General features: G+C 68.0%; 14 protein-coding genes. 8 read left to right on the forward strand and 6 right to left on the reverse strand.

Features of this window, described 5'->3' with window-relative positions; all coding sequences use genetic code 11:
• From ACFFNX_RS04540 to ACFFNX_RS04555, 4 genes are all read left to right on the forward strand, one after another.
• Positions 1-308: response regulator transcription factor (locus ACFFNX_RS04540; protein ID WP_378195571.1), on the forward strand; the 308-nt coding region annotated here is incomplete at its 5' end.
• A 242-nt stretch (positions 309-550) separates the two neighbouring features.
• Positions 551-3,124 (forward strand): carboxypeptidase regulatory-like domain-containing protein, encoded by a 2,574-nt coding sequence (locus tag ACFFNX_RS04545; protein WP_378195574.1) that lies wholly within the window; start codon positions 551-553, stop codon positions 3,122-3,124.
• Complete coding sequence (locus tag ACFFNX_RS04550; protein ID WP_378195577.1) at positions 3,121-5,973, forward strand: protease-associated domain-containing protein; 2,853 nt, start codon at positions 3,121-3,123, stop codon at positions 5,971-5,973. Before ACFFNX_RS04545 ends, ACFFNX_RS04550 begins: the two co-directional genes overlap by 4 nt.
• Positions 5,974-6,206: 233 nt before the next feature.
• Positions 6,207-7,349 (forward strand): chitinase, encoded by a 1,143-nt coding sequence (locus ACFFNX_RS04555; protein ID WP_378195580.1) that lies wholly within the window; start codon positions 6,207-6,209, stop codon positions 7,347-7,349.
• A gap of 49 nt (positions 7,350-7,398) precedes the next feature.
• Here ACFFNX_RS04555 and ACFFNX_RS04560 read toward each other — a convergent pair whose 3' ends face one another.
• Together ACFFNX_RS04560 and ACFFNX_RS04565 are read right to left on the reverse strand one after the other, a co-directional pair.
• Positions 7,399-7,983 (reverse strand): hypothetical protein, encoded by a 585-nt coding sequence (locus ACFFNX_RS04560; RefSeq protein WP_378195583.1) that lies wholly within the window; start codon positions 7,981-7,983, stop codon positions 7,399-7,401.
• A 13-nt stretch (positions 7,984-7,996) separates the two neighbouring features.
• Entirely contained in the window at positions 7,997-8,692 is a 696-nt protein-coding gene (locus ACFFNX_RS04565; RefSeq protein WP_378195586.1) for a TetR/AcrR family transcriptional regulator, read from the reverse strand.
• A gap of 56 nt (positions 8,693-8,748) precedes the next feature.
• Between ACFFNX_RS04565 and ACFFNX_RS04570 the strand changes: the two genes are divergently transcribed.
• Positions 8,749-9,363 carry a nitroreductase family protein gene (locus tag ACFFNX_RS04570; RefSeq protein ID WP_378195589.1) on the forward strand — a complete coding sequence of 205 codons (615 nt, stop codon included), beginning with the start codon at positions 8,749-8,751 and terminating at the stop codon, positions 9,361-9,363.
• A 45-nt stretch (positions 9,364-9,408) separates the two neighbouring features.
• On the opposite strand, the gene ACFFNX_RS04575 is transcribed toward ACFFNX_RS04570, so the two are convergent.
• Entirely contained in the window at positions 9,409-9,807 is a 399-nt protein-coding gene (locus ACFFNX_RS04575; RefSeq protein WP_378195592.1) for a VOC family protein, read from the reverse strand.
• Between the two features lie 65 nt (positions 9,808-9,872).
• Between ACFFNX_RS04575 and ACFFNX_RS04580 the strand changes: the two genes are divergently transcribed.
• A complete protein-coding gene (locus ACFFNX_RS04580) occupies positions 9,873-10,325 on the forward strand; it encodes a MarR family winged helix-turn-helix transcriptional regulator (protein WP_378195595.1) in 453 nt (150 codons plus the stop codon).
• 38 nt (positions 10,326-10,363) lie between these two features.
• Here ACFFNX_RS04580 and ACFFNX_RS04585 read toward each other — a convergent pair whose 3' ends face one another.
• Positions 10,364-11,539, reverse strand: coding sequence for an MFS transporter (locus ACFFNX_RS04585; protein WP_378195598.1), 1,176 nt, complete (start codon positions 11,537-11,539; stop codon positions 10,364-10,366).
• Positions 11,540-11,710: 171 nt separating this feature from the next.
• Between ACFFNX_RS04585 and ACFFNX_RS04590 the strand changes: the two genes are divergently transcribed.
• Positions 11,711-12,238: a CGNR zinc finger domain-containing protein gene (locus tag ACFFNX_RS04590; protein WP_378195601.1), complete on the forward strand. Its 528-nt coding sequence runs from the start codon at positions 11,711-11,713 to the stop codon at positions 12,236-12,238.
• 213 nt (positions 12,239-12,451) lie between these two features.
• Here the strand turns inward: ACFFNX_RS04590 and ACFFNX_RS04595 are convergent, their stop codons facing one another.
• Positions 12,452-13,327 (reverse strand): DUF6082 family protein, encoded by an 876-nt coding sequence (locus ACFFNX_RS04595; RefSeq protein WP_378195604.1) that lies wholly within the window; start codon positions 13,325-13,327, stop codon positions 12,452-12,454.
• A gap of 553 nt (positions 13,328-13,880) precedes the next feature.
• On the opposite strand from ACFFNX_RS04595, the gene ACFFNX_RS04600 reads away from it, so the two are divergent.
• Positions 13,881-16,502 (forward strand): tetratricopeptide repeat protein, encoded by a 2,622-nt coding sequence (locus tag ACFFNX_RS04600; protein WP_378195607.1) that lies wholly within the window; start codon positions 13,881-13,883, stop codon positions 16,500-16,502.
• A gap of 110 nt (positions 16,503-16,612) precedes the next feature.
• Here ACFFNX_RS04600 and ACFFNX_RS04605 read toward each other — a convergent pair whose 3' ends face one another.
• Positions 16,613-17,917 (reverse strand): serine/threonine-protein kinase, encoded by a 1,305-nt coding sequence (locus tag ACFFNX_RS04605; RefSeq protein WP_378195610.1) that lies wholly within the window; start codon positions 17,915-17,917, stop codon positions 16,613-16,615.
• Between the last annotated feature and the right edge of the window lie 198 nt (positions 17,918-18,115).

Raw genomic sequence — 18,115 nt, forward strand, 5'->3', positions numbered from 1 at the left:
CGCGGGGTGACGCCGCGCGGGTGATGCGCACGCTGCGCGGCCACGGCGTCGAGGTCCGGCCTGCGGCGCGATGGAGCCGGCGCGGCTACGGCGACCGGCTGTCCCCGCGTGAGGTGGACGTCGCGCGGCTGGTCGTGGCCGGCCGGACCAACCGCGAGATCGCCGAGGTGCTCTTCGTGTCGCCGAAGACGGTCGCCCGGCACATGGACTCCGCCATGCGCAAGCTGGGCGTGGCCTCCCGTACCGCGCTCGCGGTGAAGGTGCTGGAGGACGGCATCGTCACCGCGCCCGACGCGATTACCCAGTAGCCGCCCGGCGGCCCGCGCGCAGATTGGGTGATTTACCCAATCGTCTGCGACATCCCTCGTGGCGGATATTCGCGGCATGCGAGAACCAGCCGAGGACTCCACCTCCGAATCGGCGCAGGTCGCCGACGAGAAAGCCGATGACGGTGCCGTCGACGCGGCCGTGGACGACGACGAGTTCGAACCTCTCTAGCCAGACCCGCCTCCGCCCCCGTACGGATCCGTCGCAGAAAGGCACTCGAACCATGCAAACCCCCAGACGTCTGGTGTCGGTGCTGAGCAAGGCCCGGCGTTCCCGGCTCACCGTCATCGGCGCCACGGTGGCGGTGCTGGCACTGCCAGCCGGCGGCGCCGGCGGCTCCCCGGTGTCCGCGGCCGCGCCGCTGACCGCCGACACCCCGGCCGGGTGCAACGCCACGCCGAAGAAGGGGTCCGCCCGATGCTTCTCCGTCGTGCGCACCCCGTCCGACCACACGATCACCCCGAACGCGAGCGCCCCGCCGTCCACCGCGCTCGGACCGGCCGACATCCAGGCCGCCTACCGGCTGCCCGCGACCGGCGGCGCGACCGTGGCGATCGTGGACGCCTACGGCGACTCGGCCGCCGAGGCCGACCTGGCCACGTTCCGCTCCCACTACGACCTGCCGGCCTGCACCACCGCGAACGGCTGCTTCACGAAGGTGGACCAGCGGGGCGGCACCGGCTACCCGGCCGACGACGCCGGCTGGGCGCTGGAGACCGCCCTGGACCTGGACGCGGTCTCCAGCGCCTGCCCGGACTGCAAGATCATGCTGGTCGAGGCGGACAGCTCCGGCTTCGACGACCTCGGCACGGCGGTCGACGAGGCCGTCGCGCTGGGGGCGAAGTACGTCTCCAACTCGTACGGCACCAGCCAGGAGGGGGCCGACGAGACCTCGCTGGACCACTACTACGACCATCCCGGGACGGTCGTCACCGCGGCCACCGGCGACACCGGCAACCAGGTCAGCTACCCGGCCGTGTCGAACGTGGTGGTCGCCGCCGGCGGCACCCGGCTGACCCGTGACGGCGGCACCGCCCGGGGCTGGACCGAGTCCGCCTGGTCCAGCGGGGGTTCCGGCTGTTCCCAGTACGAGGCGAAACCCGATCACCAGTCATTGACCAGCACCGGCTGCGCGAAGCGGGCCACCGCCGACATCTCCGCCGACGCCGACCCCACCTCGGGGCTCGCCACCTACAGCTCCCTACCGCAGTCGGACGGCAGATCCGGCTGGTTCCAGGTCGGCGGCACCAGCCTCTCCTCACCGCTGATCACCGCCATGTACGCGCTGGCCGGACCCCCGGCACCGGACAGCCACCCGGCGTCGTATCCGTACAGTGACCCGAACGCGGCCGACGACCTCAACGACGTCACCACCGGGCAGAACGGCTCGTGCGGCGACCTGCTGTGCAACGCCGGCCCCGGCTGGGACGGCCCCACCGGGCTCGGCACCCCCAACGGCGTCGCGGCGCTCGCCGCCGGCGAACAGGGCGACATCGCCGGTCAGATCACCGATGCCGACACCGGAAAGCCGGTCGCCGACGTGAAGGTCGTGGCGGGCGCCTACGGCACGAACACCGACGCCCAGGGCCACTACGACATCAAGGCCCGGGTCGGGACCTACACCGTCACGGCGTCCGCCTACTCCTACAAGTCCGCCACCAGGTCCGGTGTCACCGTCACCGCCGGGCGGCAGAACACCACGGACATCGCGCTCACGCCGCTGCCGCACTCCGTGGTCACCGGCAGGGTCGTCGACTCCGGCCACGGCTGGGGGATGTACGCCAAGATCACCCTCGACGGTTACCCCGGAGACCCCGTCTACACCGACCCGGTCACCGGGGAGTACAGCGTCCGGCTCGCCGGGTCCACCACCTACACCGCACACGTCACCCCGATGTATCCGATGACCCTCGACACCACCGGCAACGACGGGTATCTCCCGGCGGACGAGCGGTTCACCGTCGGCACCACCGACATGACCCGGGACTACGCCCTGAAGGCGGATCCGGCCGCCTGCTCCGCGCCCGGTTACGGCCGGACCGCCACGTCGGAGGACTTCACCGCGTTCGCCGGGACGAAGCCGTCGGACGGCTGGTCGGTCGCCGGAACGCGCGACGGCTGGCGGTTCGACAACCCCGGCGACCGCACCGCGGCGGGCGGCGGCGACGACCGCTCGGCCGTGGCGGACTCCGGCATCACCACCCGTCCGGTGGACACCTCCCTGACCTCCCCGGACGTGGACCTGTCCGGGCAGAGCGCGCCGCGCCTGTCCTTCGACTCCGCCTACTACGGAGCGCCGGGCCAGGACGCCGAGATCCGCTCGTCCACGGACGGCGGCAGGACCTGGACCAGCGTCTGGCACCAGGGCACCGCCAACGAGATCGGCCACGTCGACGTGCCGCTCCCGCGGGCGGCGAACGCGAAGAAGGTCCGGGTCCGCTTCGTCTACCGCGGCCGGTCCGCCTGGTGGTGGTCCGTGGACAACGTGCTGATCGGCACGCCTACCTGCGTCGCCAAGCCCGGCGCGCTCGTGGTGGGCACCGTCGCCGACCACTCCACCGGCGGGCCCGTCAACGGGGCGACGGTCTCCGTCGGCGCCGCCTCGGGCCTGTCCACCACGACCGGCGATCCGGACCGGGCGGGCGGTTTCTACTTCCTGTTCACCCCCGCCACCGGTGACGGGCGGCTGACCGCCGCCGCCGACGGATACGCCACCGCGACCAAGACCACGACGCTGACCTCGAACCAGGTCGCCCGCGTGGACTGGTCGCTCACCCCGGCTGGAGGCAACCGATGAAGGAGAACGCGACCGTGCGTACGAGACCGGCGCGACGGCGGGCCCTGCTGGCCGGGGCCGCGGTGACGCTCGCCCTGATCGCCCCCACCGCCGGGGCGGAGAAGGCCGACGCCGCCCCGGCGGCACGTTCCGCATCGACGGCGGGCGGATCCGGTCTCGGGTCCCGGCTCCGGCCGTTGCCCCTGCCCGGGCGGTCCGGCGGTGAGTACACCGTGACCCTGCCGACCGGCGACCAGATCCGGCTCAGCCGGACGGCGGGCGACAAGTACACCGTCTCCGCCGTGCCGACGCCGGGTGCCGGCCCGCTGGTCGACATCCGCAGCACCGGTGACGGCAAGCGCACCACGAGCATCACGGCGTTGCCGATGACCGCCACCACGCTGATCTCGTCGGGCCTGGTGGACCGCCAGATGTTCGACGTCATGTGGCTGATGGCGCACGGTGACACCGGCCCGGACGCGAAGCTGCCCGTCACCATCCGATACGGCGGGCGGCCCAGTGCGGCGGAACTCACCGCGAGGGCCGCCGCGCTGCCCGGCGCCAAGGTCGTCGCCACCAAGGGCGACACGGTCTCGCTGAGCGTCCCGGCGAAGCGCGCGTCGGCGTTCTGGAAGGCTCTCACCGGTCGCACCGGCAAGGCCGCCGACAAACCGGCCTGGGCGGTCAAGGCGGACCTGACGGGCGGAGCCGTCAAGGCATGGCTGACCGGACACCAGAGCACGCAGGCGGCCGCGTCCGCCGACGCGCCCACCCACCATGTCGCCATCACCGAGAAGAAGACGGACGTGTCGCCGTTCTTGTGCAACGCGACCCTGGTCACCTTCTGCGGCGGGCTCCCGGCCCTGGAACTGGTGAGCGGCGTGGGCGTCGATTTCTTTCTTCCGACCGGGGTGGCGTGCCTGGACGCCGACCCTTGCGACACCTTGCGGTTCACCTACGAGGTGCCCACCGGCATCTATTCCTGGGAGGACTTCGGTTCGTTCTACGTGAAGGACAACCAGATCCACGAAATGGAGATCGCCCGTCCGCAGTTCACCATCGCCGCGGACACGGCGATGGACGTGAGCGCCAACGGATGCGTGCCGGTCACCGTCGGCACGCCGCAGCCGACCGACGTCTTCTCGAGCGGATTCGAGTCGGAGCGCGACACCGCGGACGGTTCCTGGGAGTCGTCGGTCGCGGAGGTCAGTTACGGGGCGGCACGTTTCGAGGCGCAGCCCACCACCACGCCGGTCACCGTCGGCACCTTCCACTACTCCACCGTGTGGGAGCTGGGCCGGCCGCCGGTCACGATGAGCGTGTCCGCCCCGCACTCGCCCGTGCTGCACCCGACCTACCCCAGATACGCCAACACCTCTCCCACCAGATGGTTCGCCCGCTTCACGGGGCGGAGCAGGCTTCCCCTCGTGGCGGCCGGCTACGGCACCACCGCCGATCTCGCCAAGGTCGACGTGCGCGGCAAGCTGGCATTCATCCGCCTTCACCAGGGGGACGACATCGCCGACTCGGCCGTGCTGCGGAACGCACTCGACGCCGGCGCGGCCGGGGTCGTCTTCGACCCGACCGACTACGAGGCGCCCGGCTTCGATTCCCAGCTACCGGTGTTGCCGCTGTGGTGGTGGCCGGGCGAAGAGACGACGAAGGTGGACATCCCGTTCGTGGCGATCACCAGCGCCGACGCCAAGGAGCTGAACGGCCTGCTCGCGAAGGGACCGGTGAGCGTCGACCTCGCGGACAGCGGCACCACCCCGTACCTGTACAACCTGAGGTTCACCGCAGAGGAGAAGATCCCGGGTTCGCTGAGCCACTCGGTCACCGACCGGCAGCTCACCACGATCACCACCGACTATCACGACAACCAGGCGTCCGGCATCAACCTGTATCCGAGCTCGTGGCTCCCGGATGAGCACTTCACCGGCGGCACCTCATACGAGAACCTGCCCACGCCGGCCAGGACGGTTCAGTACTTCGGGCCGATCACGCCGGACCTGGTATGGCTGCGGGACACGCAGAGCGGGCAGACCGCCGACTATCGCGTCGCGATCGACGTCTTCACGCGTGGCGACACCCGCACCGAGGAGGTGTTCGACGAACCGCGGGTGCCGGGTGCGGCGCTGCCGCTTCCGGACGTGCTCGCCGCGCAACCCGGCAAATGGACCGGCATCAACTCTCCCGCGGCCTGCTCGTTCTGCCGCCAGGGCGACACCTTCTATCCCTTCACCTATCTCACCGTCGGTTCGAGCCCCCTGCTGCGCGACGGTCCGTACGGGTTCGATCCCAGCGAGACACACCTGTACCGGGAGGACGGTACGGAGGTGCCGCAGACGAAGTTCCTCAACCAGTTCCCGGTCTACAAGCTGTCTCCGGACAAGGCCAGGTACCGGTTCACCGTGGGCGGTGACCTCTCCTGGACCTTCACGTCGTCCCGGCCCACGTCCGGAGCACAGCCCATGGGGACCGGGTGCTGGGCCGCGCTGTACCTCGGCGACACCGACCCGTGCGCGGCCGACCCGATGCTGTTCCTCCGCTACAACGCCTACACCGATCTCGGCAACGCGGTGACCGCGCCCGCCGGGCACATGCTGCGCATCACGCCCTACTACCAGGCCGACACCGCCCCGGCGCGGGTCACGTCGCTGAAGGTCTGGACATCCACCGACGGCGGCACGACCTGGAAGCAGGCGATCATCCACGGCAATCCCGATGGCAGCTACACGGCCATGTACTCCGTGCCGCTCCTGTCGGCCACCGACGGCCACGTCTCCATCAAGGCCCAGGCGACCGACTCCGCCGGCGGCACCGTCTCCCAGGTGCTCCCCGACGCGTACGCCCTGACCGGTACGCGCTGAGCCCCTGCCGGGAGCGCTGCTCGCCTCGGATCCACTGGTCAAAGGTCAGGCCGATTTGTCGGCTGTGCGAGGGGGTGTCGTTCTGTGCGCGGAAGGTGACGGGGTTAGCGCGTGTTCAGGTCGTCCTTAAGCGCACCTTAGGACCGGCGCCCGGCGTGTCCGGGCGCCATACGGTCGTACCGCCCTGCAGGCGCAACCCCGTGAATCCCCGCCTTTCCAGGAGGAAATCCGTCATGAGAGCGCACCGAGCACGTCGCCGTCGCCGGTCGGCCCTGTGGGTCGCGAGCGGTCTGACCGCCGTCGCCGGCGCCAGTGGGGTCGTCCTCCTCACCACGGGCGCCGGACCGGCCGAGACGGCGTACAGCGCGTCCTACCAGAAGGCCGCCGCGCGGCACGGCGGCCACCACGCCCGGCACAAGTCGACCACGGCCACCACCACGACCACGGCCACCACCGCGGCCACGCTGTCCCGGGACGCGGCGTCGAGCGGCGGCTTCGCCCCGTACGTCGACGTCGGCCTGTACCCGCCGTACGACCTGGTGGACGCCGCGAAGCGGACCGGCGTCGAGACGTTCAACCTGGCGTTCGTCGTCTCCGGTGGCGGTTGCGCGCCCAAGTGGGGCGGCTCGCAGGAACTGGGTGACAACGAGGTGGCCAAGAAGATCAACGACCTGCGTGCGGCAGGCGGCGACGTGCGTGTCTCCTTCGGCGGCGCGAACGGCACGGAACTCGCCCAGGCGTGTTCGAGCGCCGCGGACCTTGCCGCCGCGTACAAGAAGGTGATCGACACCTTCGATCTCACGAAGGTCGACTTCGACGTCGAGGGCGCCGCGATCGCCGACACGGCCGCGAACGACCGGCGAGCCGAGGCCATCGCGACGCTTCAACAGCAGGTCAGCGGGCTCGACGTCTCACTCACCCTGCCGGTGCTGCCCAGCGGGCTCACCCAGGACGGGGTGAACCTGGTCTCGGGCGCCAAGGCCAAGGGTGTCGACGTCTCGGCGGTGAACATCATGGCCATGGACTACGGCGACGGTCAGGCGCCGAACCCGGACGGCAAGATGGGCGACTACGCCATTCAGGCGGCCACCTCCACCGAGAAGCAGGTCGAGCAGGCCCTCGGCGTCGGCGATGCCTGGAGCAAGATCGCCATCACCCCGATGATCGGCGTCAACGACACCAGCACCGAGGTCTTCCGGCCGGACGACGCGACCAAGGTGGCCGCGTTCGCCAAGGAGAAGAACCTGGCCTGGACGTCGATGTGGTCCGCGACGCGCGATCAGCCGTGCCCCGGCGGACCGCAGAGCACCGCCAGCCCGACGTGCAGCAGCATCGACCAGCAGGCAGACGCCTTCGCCAAGGCGTTCACCGGCTGAGAACCGCCAGCACCCCCTGAAGGATCCGCGGCTGCCGGGCGAGGATCCTTCAGGGGGTCTGACCCGCTTCCGGAACGCTCAGGGCGGGTGCCAGGTGCTGTCTGGCCGCGGAGCTGACGTGGTGGCGGGTCACCGTCGCGATCTCGTGCCAGAACGGCCGGGCGGTCAGGTACGTGCCGAGCACGGACAGAATGCCCAGGCAGACGTCCACGCTGAGCCGCCCCTGCTTCGCCCAGTAGACGTCCCGCAGGTCCAGGAGCAGGGCGAACTCATCGGCGATCAGCGCGGCACCGGTGCCGTACGCGGCGGCGACCGCCGGGTGTCCCACGGCCCGTTCGTCACCGCGGACCGCGATCAGGCCGACGCCGGCGAGCAGGGCGATGCCGAAGTTGTAGTGGTGCAGATGCCGGCCGCCCGTGGAGATGTTCCCCCAGGGCAGCCACCCGCCCCGGATGCCGTGCGTGATCAACCGTACGGCGCCCCAGGTGGTGCCGAAGGAGATCCACATCGCCAGGAGGGGCCGCTTCGTGGGGGTGAGGTGCCGGTACGCCGAATCGCGCCAGTGCTCGACGAGGGGCGGCGGGCGCGCGCCTGGGCCCGGGCCGCGTTGCGATGACAGGGGCTTTGATCCCATGGTCACCTCCCACCTACGAATCCGCAGGCCTGCTCACTTCGATGGTAGACATGCGATGGCCACGACCTGCCCGCGCCACTGATCGCACGCCGGTGATGAAGAACTCGATCTCCTGCTCCACGTCCGGGGCGCAGTCCTGATCCAGCAGTGCCGGCAGGACGCGGTGCAGGCTGGGCAGTGCGTCGGCCGTGGCAGCACGGCCGAACCAGTCCGCGATCGGTACGTCACGCTCGGGCCGATCGCCCGCCGCGGTCATCGAGTCGGACAGCACGAGGCCGAACAGCAGGCCGAGCAGCGACCGGTACCGCTGCGCCGCGGCGCGCTCATCGAGGCCGGCGTCCAGCAGTGCGCCGAGCAGCGCGTCGATGAGCCGCAGCGCGCCGATCGAGCGCGGGTTGGCCTGGTCCGATGCCAGCGCGCCGACCACGACGGGATGGGCGCTGAACGCGTTGTGCGCGCCGATGCCGAGCGCCCGGATCCGGTCCGGCCACGGCAGGGCAGGGTCGGGTAGCTCGATCAGTTCGAACACGAGGGATGCCATGCCGTCCAACAGATCGCCCTTGCTGGCCACATGGTTGTACAGCGACATCGCCTCGACGCCGAGTTCGGATGCGAGCTTGCGCATGGACAGCCAGGCCAGGCCGTGTGCGTCCGCCAGCCGCAGCGCGGCGGCAAGCACCTTGTCCCTGGTCAACGTCTCGCGCGGCACCGATTCACTGTAGCCGGTACTTACGATGTAAGTACTGACGGCGTAAGCTTCCCGGCATGGACCCAGACACGTTGCTGACCACCACCCGCTCGGTGCGCCGCAAGCTCGACCTCGATCGCCAGGTGGAACCCGAAGTGCTGACCGAATGCCTGAGCATCGCGCAGCAGGCGCCCATCGCCGGCGCGTTCGTCGACGGCTTCCGCTGGCTGGTGATCCGCGACCAGCATCTGAAGAACCAGCTGGCCGGGATGATCCGGGCGGCCGGCGAGAGGTCACAGGCGGAGTACGGCCACCTGGCGCCGCCGCGCACCCTCGCGTCCGGCCGGTATCTGCTCGACATTCTGGAGCGGATCCCGGTGTACGTGCTGCCCTGCCTTTCCGGCCGGCCGACCGGGGGAAACGCCCTGCTGTCCGCGTTCTACGGCTCGGTGTACCCGGCGCTGTGGAGCCTGCAACTGGCACTGCGTTCGCGGGGGCTCGGCAGCAGCATCGTGGGCTACCACCTCGCCGAGCACGAGTCCGATGCGGCCGAGCTGCTGGGAATTCCCGACGGCGTCACCCAGGTGTCGCTCCTCGCGGTCGGCTACACCACCACGACCACGTTCTCACCCGGCGCGCGGCCACCGATACAGGAGATCACCTACTACGACCACTGGGGCAAGACCGGCTGACACGGCATGACGCCGGGCGAAACGGACCGGCCCTGGACGCCCGTGTCAGTACGACTGCAGTTCGACGAGGTTGCCGTCGGGGTCGCGGACGAGCGCGTTACGGAGGGTCGGTCCCCACTCCGGCCGGTCGGCCGGTGCGGCGACGGGGCGACCGCCGTGACGCAGGCAGAGCGCGTAGCCGGCGTCGACGTCGGCGACCCGGCTGACGATCATGGTCGTGTCCTGGGTCGCCGTCGGCGCCGGCAGGTCTCCGGTGCCCGCGACCGCGGTCATCGCCGTACGGTCGAGCAGTGCGAGGACGCCGTCGTTTCTGACGTCCCAGCTCGCGTACGGCCCCGCCGCGCTCCCCCGTGCGAGGGTGGCTCCGGCCAGCTGGGGCAACACCGTGCCATAGAACGCGAAGCACTCGGCGAACCGGTCGACCAGCAGACGGGGATACAACACGTCCACGGCTCCTCCTTTTCATGGGTGTTCACCCACTATTGGTGCACACCCTACACTTGACCACCGTGGAAGAGACACCACCGAGCCTGCTGGCGCTGACTCCCTATCTGCTGTCGCGGGTGGGCAAGGCAGCGCGCGGACGGGTCGTCGAACAACTCGCGGCACGAGGTCTGCGCCTCTGGCACATGGCCGTCCTGGCGGCGTTGGCCGACTTCGGTTCGCAGGCGCAGCGCGACCTCGCCACACGCCTCCGGATCGACCCGAGCGACATAGTGAAGATCCTCGACGACCTGGCCGCCACGGGCCTTGCCGAACGGGCCCGCGACCCCGCCGACCGGCGCCGCGTCACAGTGACGATCACCTCCGCCGGCCGTACGGCCCTCCGGGAGTTGACCGCCGGGACGATAGACGTGCAGGAGGAGATCATGGCACCCCTCAACGAGGAAGAACGTGCGGTGCTGCACACGCTCCTGCGCCGACTCTTCACCCACCTGAGCGAAGGAGACGGCCAACGATGATCGTGACGTCCGCGCATCGCGTCGGCCGGCCGATGCGGTCACCGAAGCTCGCGTTCGTGTCGCGGAGTGCCGAGCGGGTCGGCGTGATCTAGGCCGACGGGGTCCGTTGAGCGCCTGCGGGTGAGCGTGCGATCGCCGACCGCGGTGAGCACGGCGACGGTCGTGATCGCGGCGGCGATCACAAGGAGGGAACGTCCGCCCAGGCCCGCCGCGCCTCCCGTGGCGGCGGCTCCGACCGAGGCCAGCGCGATCTTCAGGCCGGCGCTGGTCACGAAGACCGGTGTACGGGCGTCGGGCGGCGCGTACGTCGAACGCGCGGCCAGCGTCGCGGTGAACGACGTCGCGTTGCCCAGGCCGATGAGGGCGAAGCCGGCGAGTGCGAGGGGATATGTCGGGGCGAACGCGCACAGCGCGGTCGCGGCTGCCAGCGCGAGGAAGAGGCGGCGGGCGAGCGTCTCGGGGTCGCCGCGCAGCGGGAAGATCGTCACGATCAGTGACCCGACGAGGTTGCCGAGACCACACGCCACGGTCAGCGTTGCGGCCGCACCCGGCCGGTCGGCCAACTGTGGCCCGAAGACCACGGCGATGACCGGAAAGGCGCCGAGCGGCAGAGCGGACAGCATGGTCATCGCGGTCACCCGCCGCAGCGCCGGGTGGGTGATGAGCACGCTGAGACCGGCCCGGATACCGGGTGCCGTGCCGGTGAAGACACGCCGGGAAGGCGGCAGCGTCAGAGTCAGCGCGGCGCCGACGGCCGCCGCTCCGCCGAGAGCGGTCATGGCCACGAGCGGGTCGACCAGCGTGGCAAGACTCGCGACCACCGCCGGCCCGCCCGTGGCACCGATGCTATACGTCAGCGCGTCCCATCCCTGCGCACGGCGCTGGGAACGGTGGTCGGCCCCGGCGATTCCGGCGAGTCTGCTACTGAGACCGCCGGTCAGCAGCGGTCCGCAGCACCCCGCCAGGGCCACCGCGCCGACGGCCGCCGCGATCGGCAGCCGGCCCACCGCCCAGGAACCGGCCGTGAGCGCGACCGCGTAGGCGAGGTAGGCCACGGCGAGCGCGCGACGGCCATCGCGCGCGCGGTCGAGCCGCTGCGCGGTCCACGGCCCGACCACATGCGGCGCACTCAGCGCGGCGGCGAGCAGCCCACCGACGGCAGCGCCGTGCCGAATGTGCGAGCCGGGGTCGACGGCGAGCAGGACGAGCCCCACCGTCGCTCCGGAATCGGCCCCCCGAACCAGGACGGCGGCCAACACATACCGGGCCGGCCCACCGATTCGTCCAGTCTCCGACACGATCACTCCACAGGGGTGCGTCACCATACTGACCGGTGACGCAACCTTGCCCTAAGCGAAGTAACCGGTCAATATGGTGATGTGTTCGTGTTCTTGAGTGGACGCCCCTGCCTGGACCTGACGACCACACTCCAGGTACGCCACCGCGCCGCTCCGGTCGAGACTCTGCGTACGCGGGACGACATCGGCGACTGGTTCGACCAGGCTGGACTGGCGAGTGGAATCCGCACGGACGATGCCGGCCTAGCGCGAACACTGAGGCTGCGCGAGGCGATCCACCGACTCTGCCGAGCCACCTTCACGCCGCCCGCGCCTGACCGCCAGGACGTGAAACTGCTCAACGACACCGCCGCGAAGCCCCCGATGGTCCCCCGGCTGACCGACGGCACCATTGAGTACCAGGGCGAGCTGGACCAGGCACTGTCCACGATCGCGCGCGACGCGATCGACCTACTGGCGGGACCATACGCCGGCCGAATCCGAGAGTGCGCACACCCGGACTGCAGCCGCCTCTACCTGGACGCGTCACACGCCGGCCGACGCCGCTGGTGCGGCATGGCCGCCTGCGGCAACAAATCGAAGTCAGCGGCCTACCGCCAACGACGTCAGGCGTAGCGCCGTCACCTCTATTCGACGACCTCGTGCTGGAGCCGGCCACCGGTGTGGGTCGTTACGCGGCGGAACCAGCGCAGATGACCAAGAGAACGGAACGGCTCAGCGAATCCCGCACTTTGCCAGCCTGTCCGGTGCCTCCCGAAGCGCTGCCTCCGGAAATAGGCGACCGATAGTCAGTGGTCACACCAATATGACCCTCGGGCCCTGCGAGTCTCATCTCTCGTGCCTGCTGAACAAGCCCCTTGGCCGCCGCGCGGGTGATGCGACACGCTTCCCGCTGAGCACTCGGCCGAGCATCGCCACTGCGGCGCCAACGCCTGTCCAGAACAGGCGCTGTTTCAAGTTGAGTTTTTGATCGGTGCCGGGTGTGGTGGTGCTGACGTGCGCTGGTGGCTGAGCGCGTTGGTATTCCTCGTCGAGGATCTCGTGGAAGCGTCGTTCGCGGCGGGTTGCGGATGTGGACAGGCGGCCTTGTCGGGCGTCTTGCCAGTACTCACGTCCGACCTGGCCCTGGAACATTTCGTTCGCGATGGCGCGAAGGCGCTCCTCGGGGAGTGCTCGTGTCTCGAACGACAGTGACCACTCAGAGATGATCATGTTGGTGTAGAGGAGCTGTTTGCGTGTTCTGGGATCTTCCGGTGGTGGGACCGGTCCCCAGCACTCGTCGAGGTCCGGATCGTCCATCGCCATCTTGAGCAGGTCGCTGACGGCCTGGCGTCGTGTCTCCTCGCGGGCGAGTTTGGCTTCGCGTGCCTGGTAGCTCAGTGTCAAGACGATGCCGACCAGTGCCAGCACCGAGATGATTGCGGATGCCGCGCCGTAGGTCTGGCCGATGAAGCTCAGCCGCTCCCATTTCCCGGTGGCGCCGTGGAAGATGCCCAGCGCGATCGGTGAGATGCCGATCAAGGCAACGGCCACTACGGCGATGAGCAGTAAGAGGACCGTGGTGAGTGCACCGTTGCGGTGACCGGCTCTTCGAGGCATGCCGCTGCAGACCCGCCAACGCGAATTGCGTATCGGACGTTGATCTGAGACCAGCACCACCTGCTCCATGCCCTGCGTGAGCTCGAGGATTTCTACAACGACCACAGGCCGTATCAGGGCATGCGAACGCACAGCACCCGAAGACTGCACCTGGGCGGGCCGTCCACGAATACCCCTGACCCTGCGGCGTGATGGGCTGCTGCGAGATCGCTTCCCAGCTCTAAAGTGATCGCTTCCCGCACCGCACCTGCGTCGTCTACGAGTTCACAGGCACGACGGCTCCAACGGTGACCATGTGCCTTGGTCGCTACAGGTCCAGGTTGGGCCTTCGCCGACTTCGAGGATGCCGCCGCAGGGCGTCCACAGCGTCCAGTCGCCCATCCCATCGCGGCCCTCGGGGAACACGGGGAACACGGGGAACACACCTTTAGCCGATCCGGGGACACTCAGCCGTACCTACTGGCACGGCGCGATGACCGCCTACCGCTCTGCGCCCTACCGCTGCATCCACTGCAGAGCGCCTACGCTGGCTGCCGCACCAGAAGGGCGTTCGCCGGCTCCAGATCGCGATGCAGCAGACCCAAGTGCCCAGACGCCGCGAAAAGCGGTAGAGCGAGGTTCCCACTCGAATGTCGTAGGCCCACGGTACAAAGGAGCTGTGGCTGATCCGGATACGTGGAATGCCGCTTCCAGCGGGGGCTCTCGCGCGACGGCGGGCATCGCCTTTCAAGCGCGAGTATTCGTCTACTGGGCCGCACATGCCACAGCAGGGCTGGTGCCGACGCTGGGCCTCGATCCGCTGGCCCGGATCGAATCGGTCGGTAGTGAGGTCGGGTACGCCGTGGACGATCTCGGGATCGCGCTGTCGAACGGCGGATTTGTCTTCATCCAGGCCAAAGCGGGGCTGTCCCGGCTCGATGGGGCGTCGCAGCATTTCGGCAAGGCCTTGGACCAGGTGATCGAGGCCTATGTCAACGGCATCCCGACGGCGGACGGATTCCGTCCACTGCGCGAGGACGACGACCGGTTGGTGATCGCCACCGATGAGAGCGGAAGCGCCTCGTTTCAGCTGTCATCGATATTCGCACGGCTCCGAGGTCACCCGCGGGACTATCCCCTAGAACAAGTCGCGGTCAATCAGCAGGGCCGCCGTGCACTCACCGTTCTGAGGGAGTCCCTCGCCGCAAGATGGCGTGGTGCGACCGGGACGGAGATGCACGAGACCGAGCTCAGGGCGCTGCTCCGGGTCCTGCAGATCACCCAGCTCGACTTCAGTGATCCAGCTGGCGTGGATCTGCGACGCTGCCACGGGCTGCTGGCACCCGCCGAAGACCGGCAGAACGGTCGGCAGGCCTTCGATGCTCTCTTCAAGATCGGAGTGGAGCTGGGTGCACGCCGAGGCTGGTTCTCAGCGGAGTACCTGAAGGCACATGTACGGAAGGCGAGCACCATGCGTGGCGTCTTCGATCTTCCGACCCGACCGGAACCGTTCCTCGAAAGGTCCGAAGCTGATCCGCACATGGAGAGCCCGCGGCATTTGATCATTAGTGGGGGTCCGGGCGCCGGCAAGACGGCTCTCGGGATCGAACTCGCCTACCGCTGGGCCGACCATTTTCCCGACGGGCAGGTGCTGATCAACTTAGGCGGGTACGGGCCGGGACGTCCCCTGACCCTCGAGGAGACCGTGGGAAGCCTGCTCGAACGGATGAAGGCTCCCGCCGACGATGACGATCCGGATGAAATCAGCCGTTACCACCGGTTGATAGAAAGCCGCAAGCTCCTTATTGTCCTGGACAACGCGGGTGATTCAGTCGTCGAGAGCCTGCTTCCACGCCGGGGCGGATCGGTTGTGATCATTACAGGGAGATCCAACTTCGGCGGCCTTGTCACCCAGGCCAACATCGCCTTCCTACGCCTCGGGACTCTGCCTTCAAAGCAAGCGGAAGATCTGCTTCGCGCCTATGTAGACAGCGACCGGATCGCGCACGAAGCCGAGGCGTTCGAGCGCATTCTGCGTGCATGTGGTGGCCTTCCCCTTGCCATGGCCATGGTCGGTGGCCGTGTGCGAGAGGCCCCGGACCTGCCCCTGTCCTCCTTGGCCGAACAACTCGACGACCGCACGACCGTGCTGGACGTGTTCGAACTGGGAGAGTTCTCGGCCAGCTTGGCAGAGGTGTTCTCCTGGTCCGTGGACGAGCTTCCGGAGGATCTTCGAGACGCCTTCCTCCTGTATGGCGGAGCTCCTGGACCGACGCTTGGCGTCGAAGGAGCCCGCGTTCTGCTGCAGCGGCCACGTGCGGAGCGACTACTTCGCCAACTCGCTCGACGGCAGCTACTGACCGAGGGCGCGGACGGCTTCACCATGCACGACCTGGTCCGGGAATATGCACTTCAGGTCGGCACGGCCGACGCCGGCACAGTCGCATTTATAGACGAGGCGAACCTCAGACTGCTACGCCATTATGCGGGCCGCGCGCCCGAGCTGGAGAGGGCTAGATCCTGGACCCCAACCGATATCGCCAGATATCTGGCGGCATACGAATACGGACTGGAGCGTGGATTTCTGCATGAGGCCGTTGCGATCGCCGATGCCCTAATCGAGAGGCTCTGGCATTCAGGTCGATCACAGAAATGTCTCGACATACTGGACCAGCTTTTAGTGCCGCTGGAGGGGACGGAAAAGCAGCCCTATTTCAAGAGGCTGCGTGCGGTGACCCTCCGTCGGCTCGGTCGCTATCGCGAAGGCGCCGAAGCCATAGAACGGGTGTTGCGGGACCTGGATCCGGCGCGAGAGTTGGAACGAGCCCGATGCGGACACGTCCTCGCCGTCATCCTCTCGACCTCGGGGAACGACGAGCAGGCGATCGGATACTACCGGAGTGCAGTCGACATCTTCGCTTCGAACGGTGTACGAGGCGAAAAGGCGGACGCCTTGAACGGACTGGGCTGGAGTGAAGCCGCGCTAGGTCGGCTGCAGGACGGACTTGAGCACTGCATCGCCGCCGCGCGCATCCACGCCGAGTTGGAGGAGGACACAAGCCATGCCGCCGACCTCGACAGCATTGCCTGCATCAATCGCGAACTAGGAAATAACGGACGAGCGCTCGAATATTTCGAGCGCTCCTTGGAGCTATACCGGTTAATAGGACACAACGTGAATACGTCTCGGACTCTGATGCGTATGGCCGAAACCCTGAGCTCCGTAGGGGATCTCGTCCGGGCGGAAGAAGCCCGCCGGGAAGCCGACGAAATAGCCAGAATGATGGGCGACGACTCCTGAAATGCCAGCTACCAACGGGTAGAATTGGTGTTGCATGGAGGGAAGTCGCTCGAAGGAGGGGAATGATGTTGACCGGCCCGACCGACCCCAAGAGGCCGCCTGGTGCAGTTTCAGGCCGAGCCCATACCAAGATCCCGGGGTGGCGGCTCGATCCGATGAACTAGATCACGCATCACGGGGTGTTTCGGGCCGAGTTTCGGCATGAAGGAGTCCCGCAACCGTTCGCGCTCCACGCGCGCCTCGAAGTGTCGGCCGATCTCTTCGAGATAATCGCCGTAAGTCGGCCCGATCTCCAGGAGAATGTTAGCCAGATCACCGTTCTGCTGCCTTACCCGGCGTAGCAGATCTCCCATTTTCTCGACGACCTGCGACCGCTCGCCCTGCGTCCATTCCTGTTGCAGAGCGGTCAACTCGGCACGTACGAGCCGTGGTGTCATTTCGGGCGTTTTGATCCTTACAGGAGGGAGCTTCGAGCCCCGGGCATCGGCGATGGGCAGGGCGCAAGGTATGCGGAACAGGCGAGTCAGGTCGTACTCTGCCGGCGTCAACTCGCGCCTGTCGACTTTGGGGGTCCACGGTGCCAGGCGTGCCGCGACCTCTCTGACATCCGCCGGTCGCTCATCGGGGTTCTTCATGAGCATCTGGTCCACCAGCGCTCCGAATTCGACAGGCACCCGTGGGTTTCTGGCCGAGAGAGCATCGGGGATGACCGTAAGCAGGGCGCGGTCAGAGGTGGCGGTGCCGCCGCGGAACACCGGTCCGCCGAGGAGCGTGTAGATGAGGGATCCGAGAGCGTAGATATCCGCCGCGGGACTACCTGGGTTCCGTCCGGAATAGACCTCCGGTGCCATGAAGTTCGTACTTCCAGGGCTATGGCTCGTCGTTATCCGGCGCTTGGTGTCAACGACATAGGCGATCCCGAAATCTATGATCTTCAATAGACCCGACTTGAGGACTATGAGGTTCTCCGGCTTGAGGTCCCGGTGGACGATGCCTCTCTCGTGGGCGGTGGCGAGTACCGAGCAGAGCTGAAGACCGAAACAGGCCGCCTCCTCGAGCGAGAACGTCGGGCCGCGCTTTTCGAGCAGCTCATGGACGGTCCGGCCAGCGAGGAACTGCATAACGTAGTAGGGGAGTCCGCTGGGCAGGGTGCCCGCATGATAGATGGCAGGCAGGGCCGGGTGGTCCAGGGTCGCCGTCGCGCGGTACTCGAGCTCGAAGCGCTCTTTCAACGTCCCATAGTTCCAGCCCCTGCCGGTAAGGACCTGCTCTGGAGCCATCGTCTTGATCGCGACATGTCGGGAGAGGGCCTTCTCTTCGGCCAGCCAGACCACGCCCATACCGCCGCTTGAGTTGAGCATGCGGTCGATTCGGTAGCGGTTCTCAAGTGTGTCCCCTATGCTCAGTTCGTCCATTTTATCCCGCATTCTCCTGAAATTATCAGCCCGCTCTTCACAAGACTATAGAAAAAGTTGCATAATCACCGCGAGCGCGAGCGAGGGGTTCGTCATTTCGAACAAATTTGCGAATAGTGCGTCGATTCGGGTGTTCAGCTCATCGGCGCGGCCTGGCGAGGACCATTGTCCCGCCCACCGTCGGGTGAAGTCAGATCG

This window comes from Actinoallomurus acaciae (assembly GCF_042429965.1).
In the GTDB taxonomy this organism is placed as follows: domain Bacteria; phylum Actinomycetota; class Actinomycetes; order Streptosporangiales; family Streptosporangiaceae; genus Actinoallomurus; species Actinoallomurus acaciae.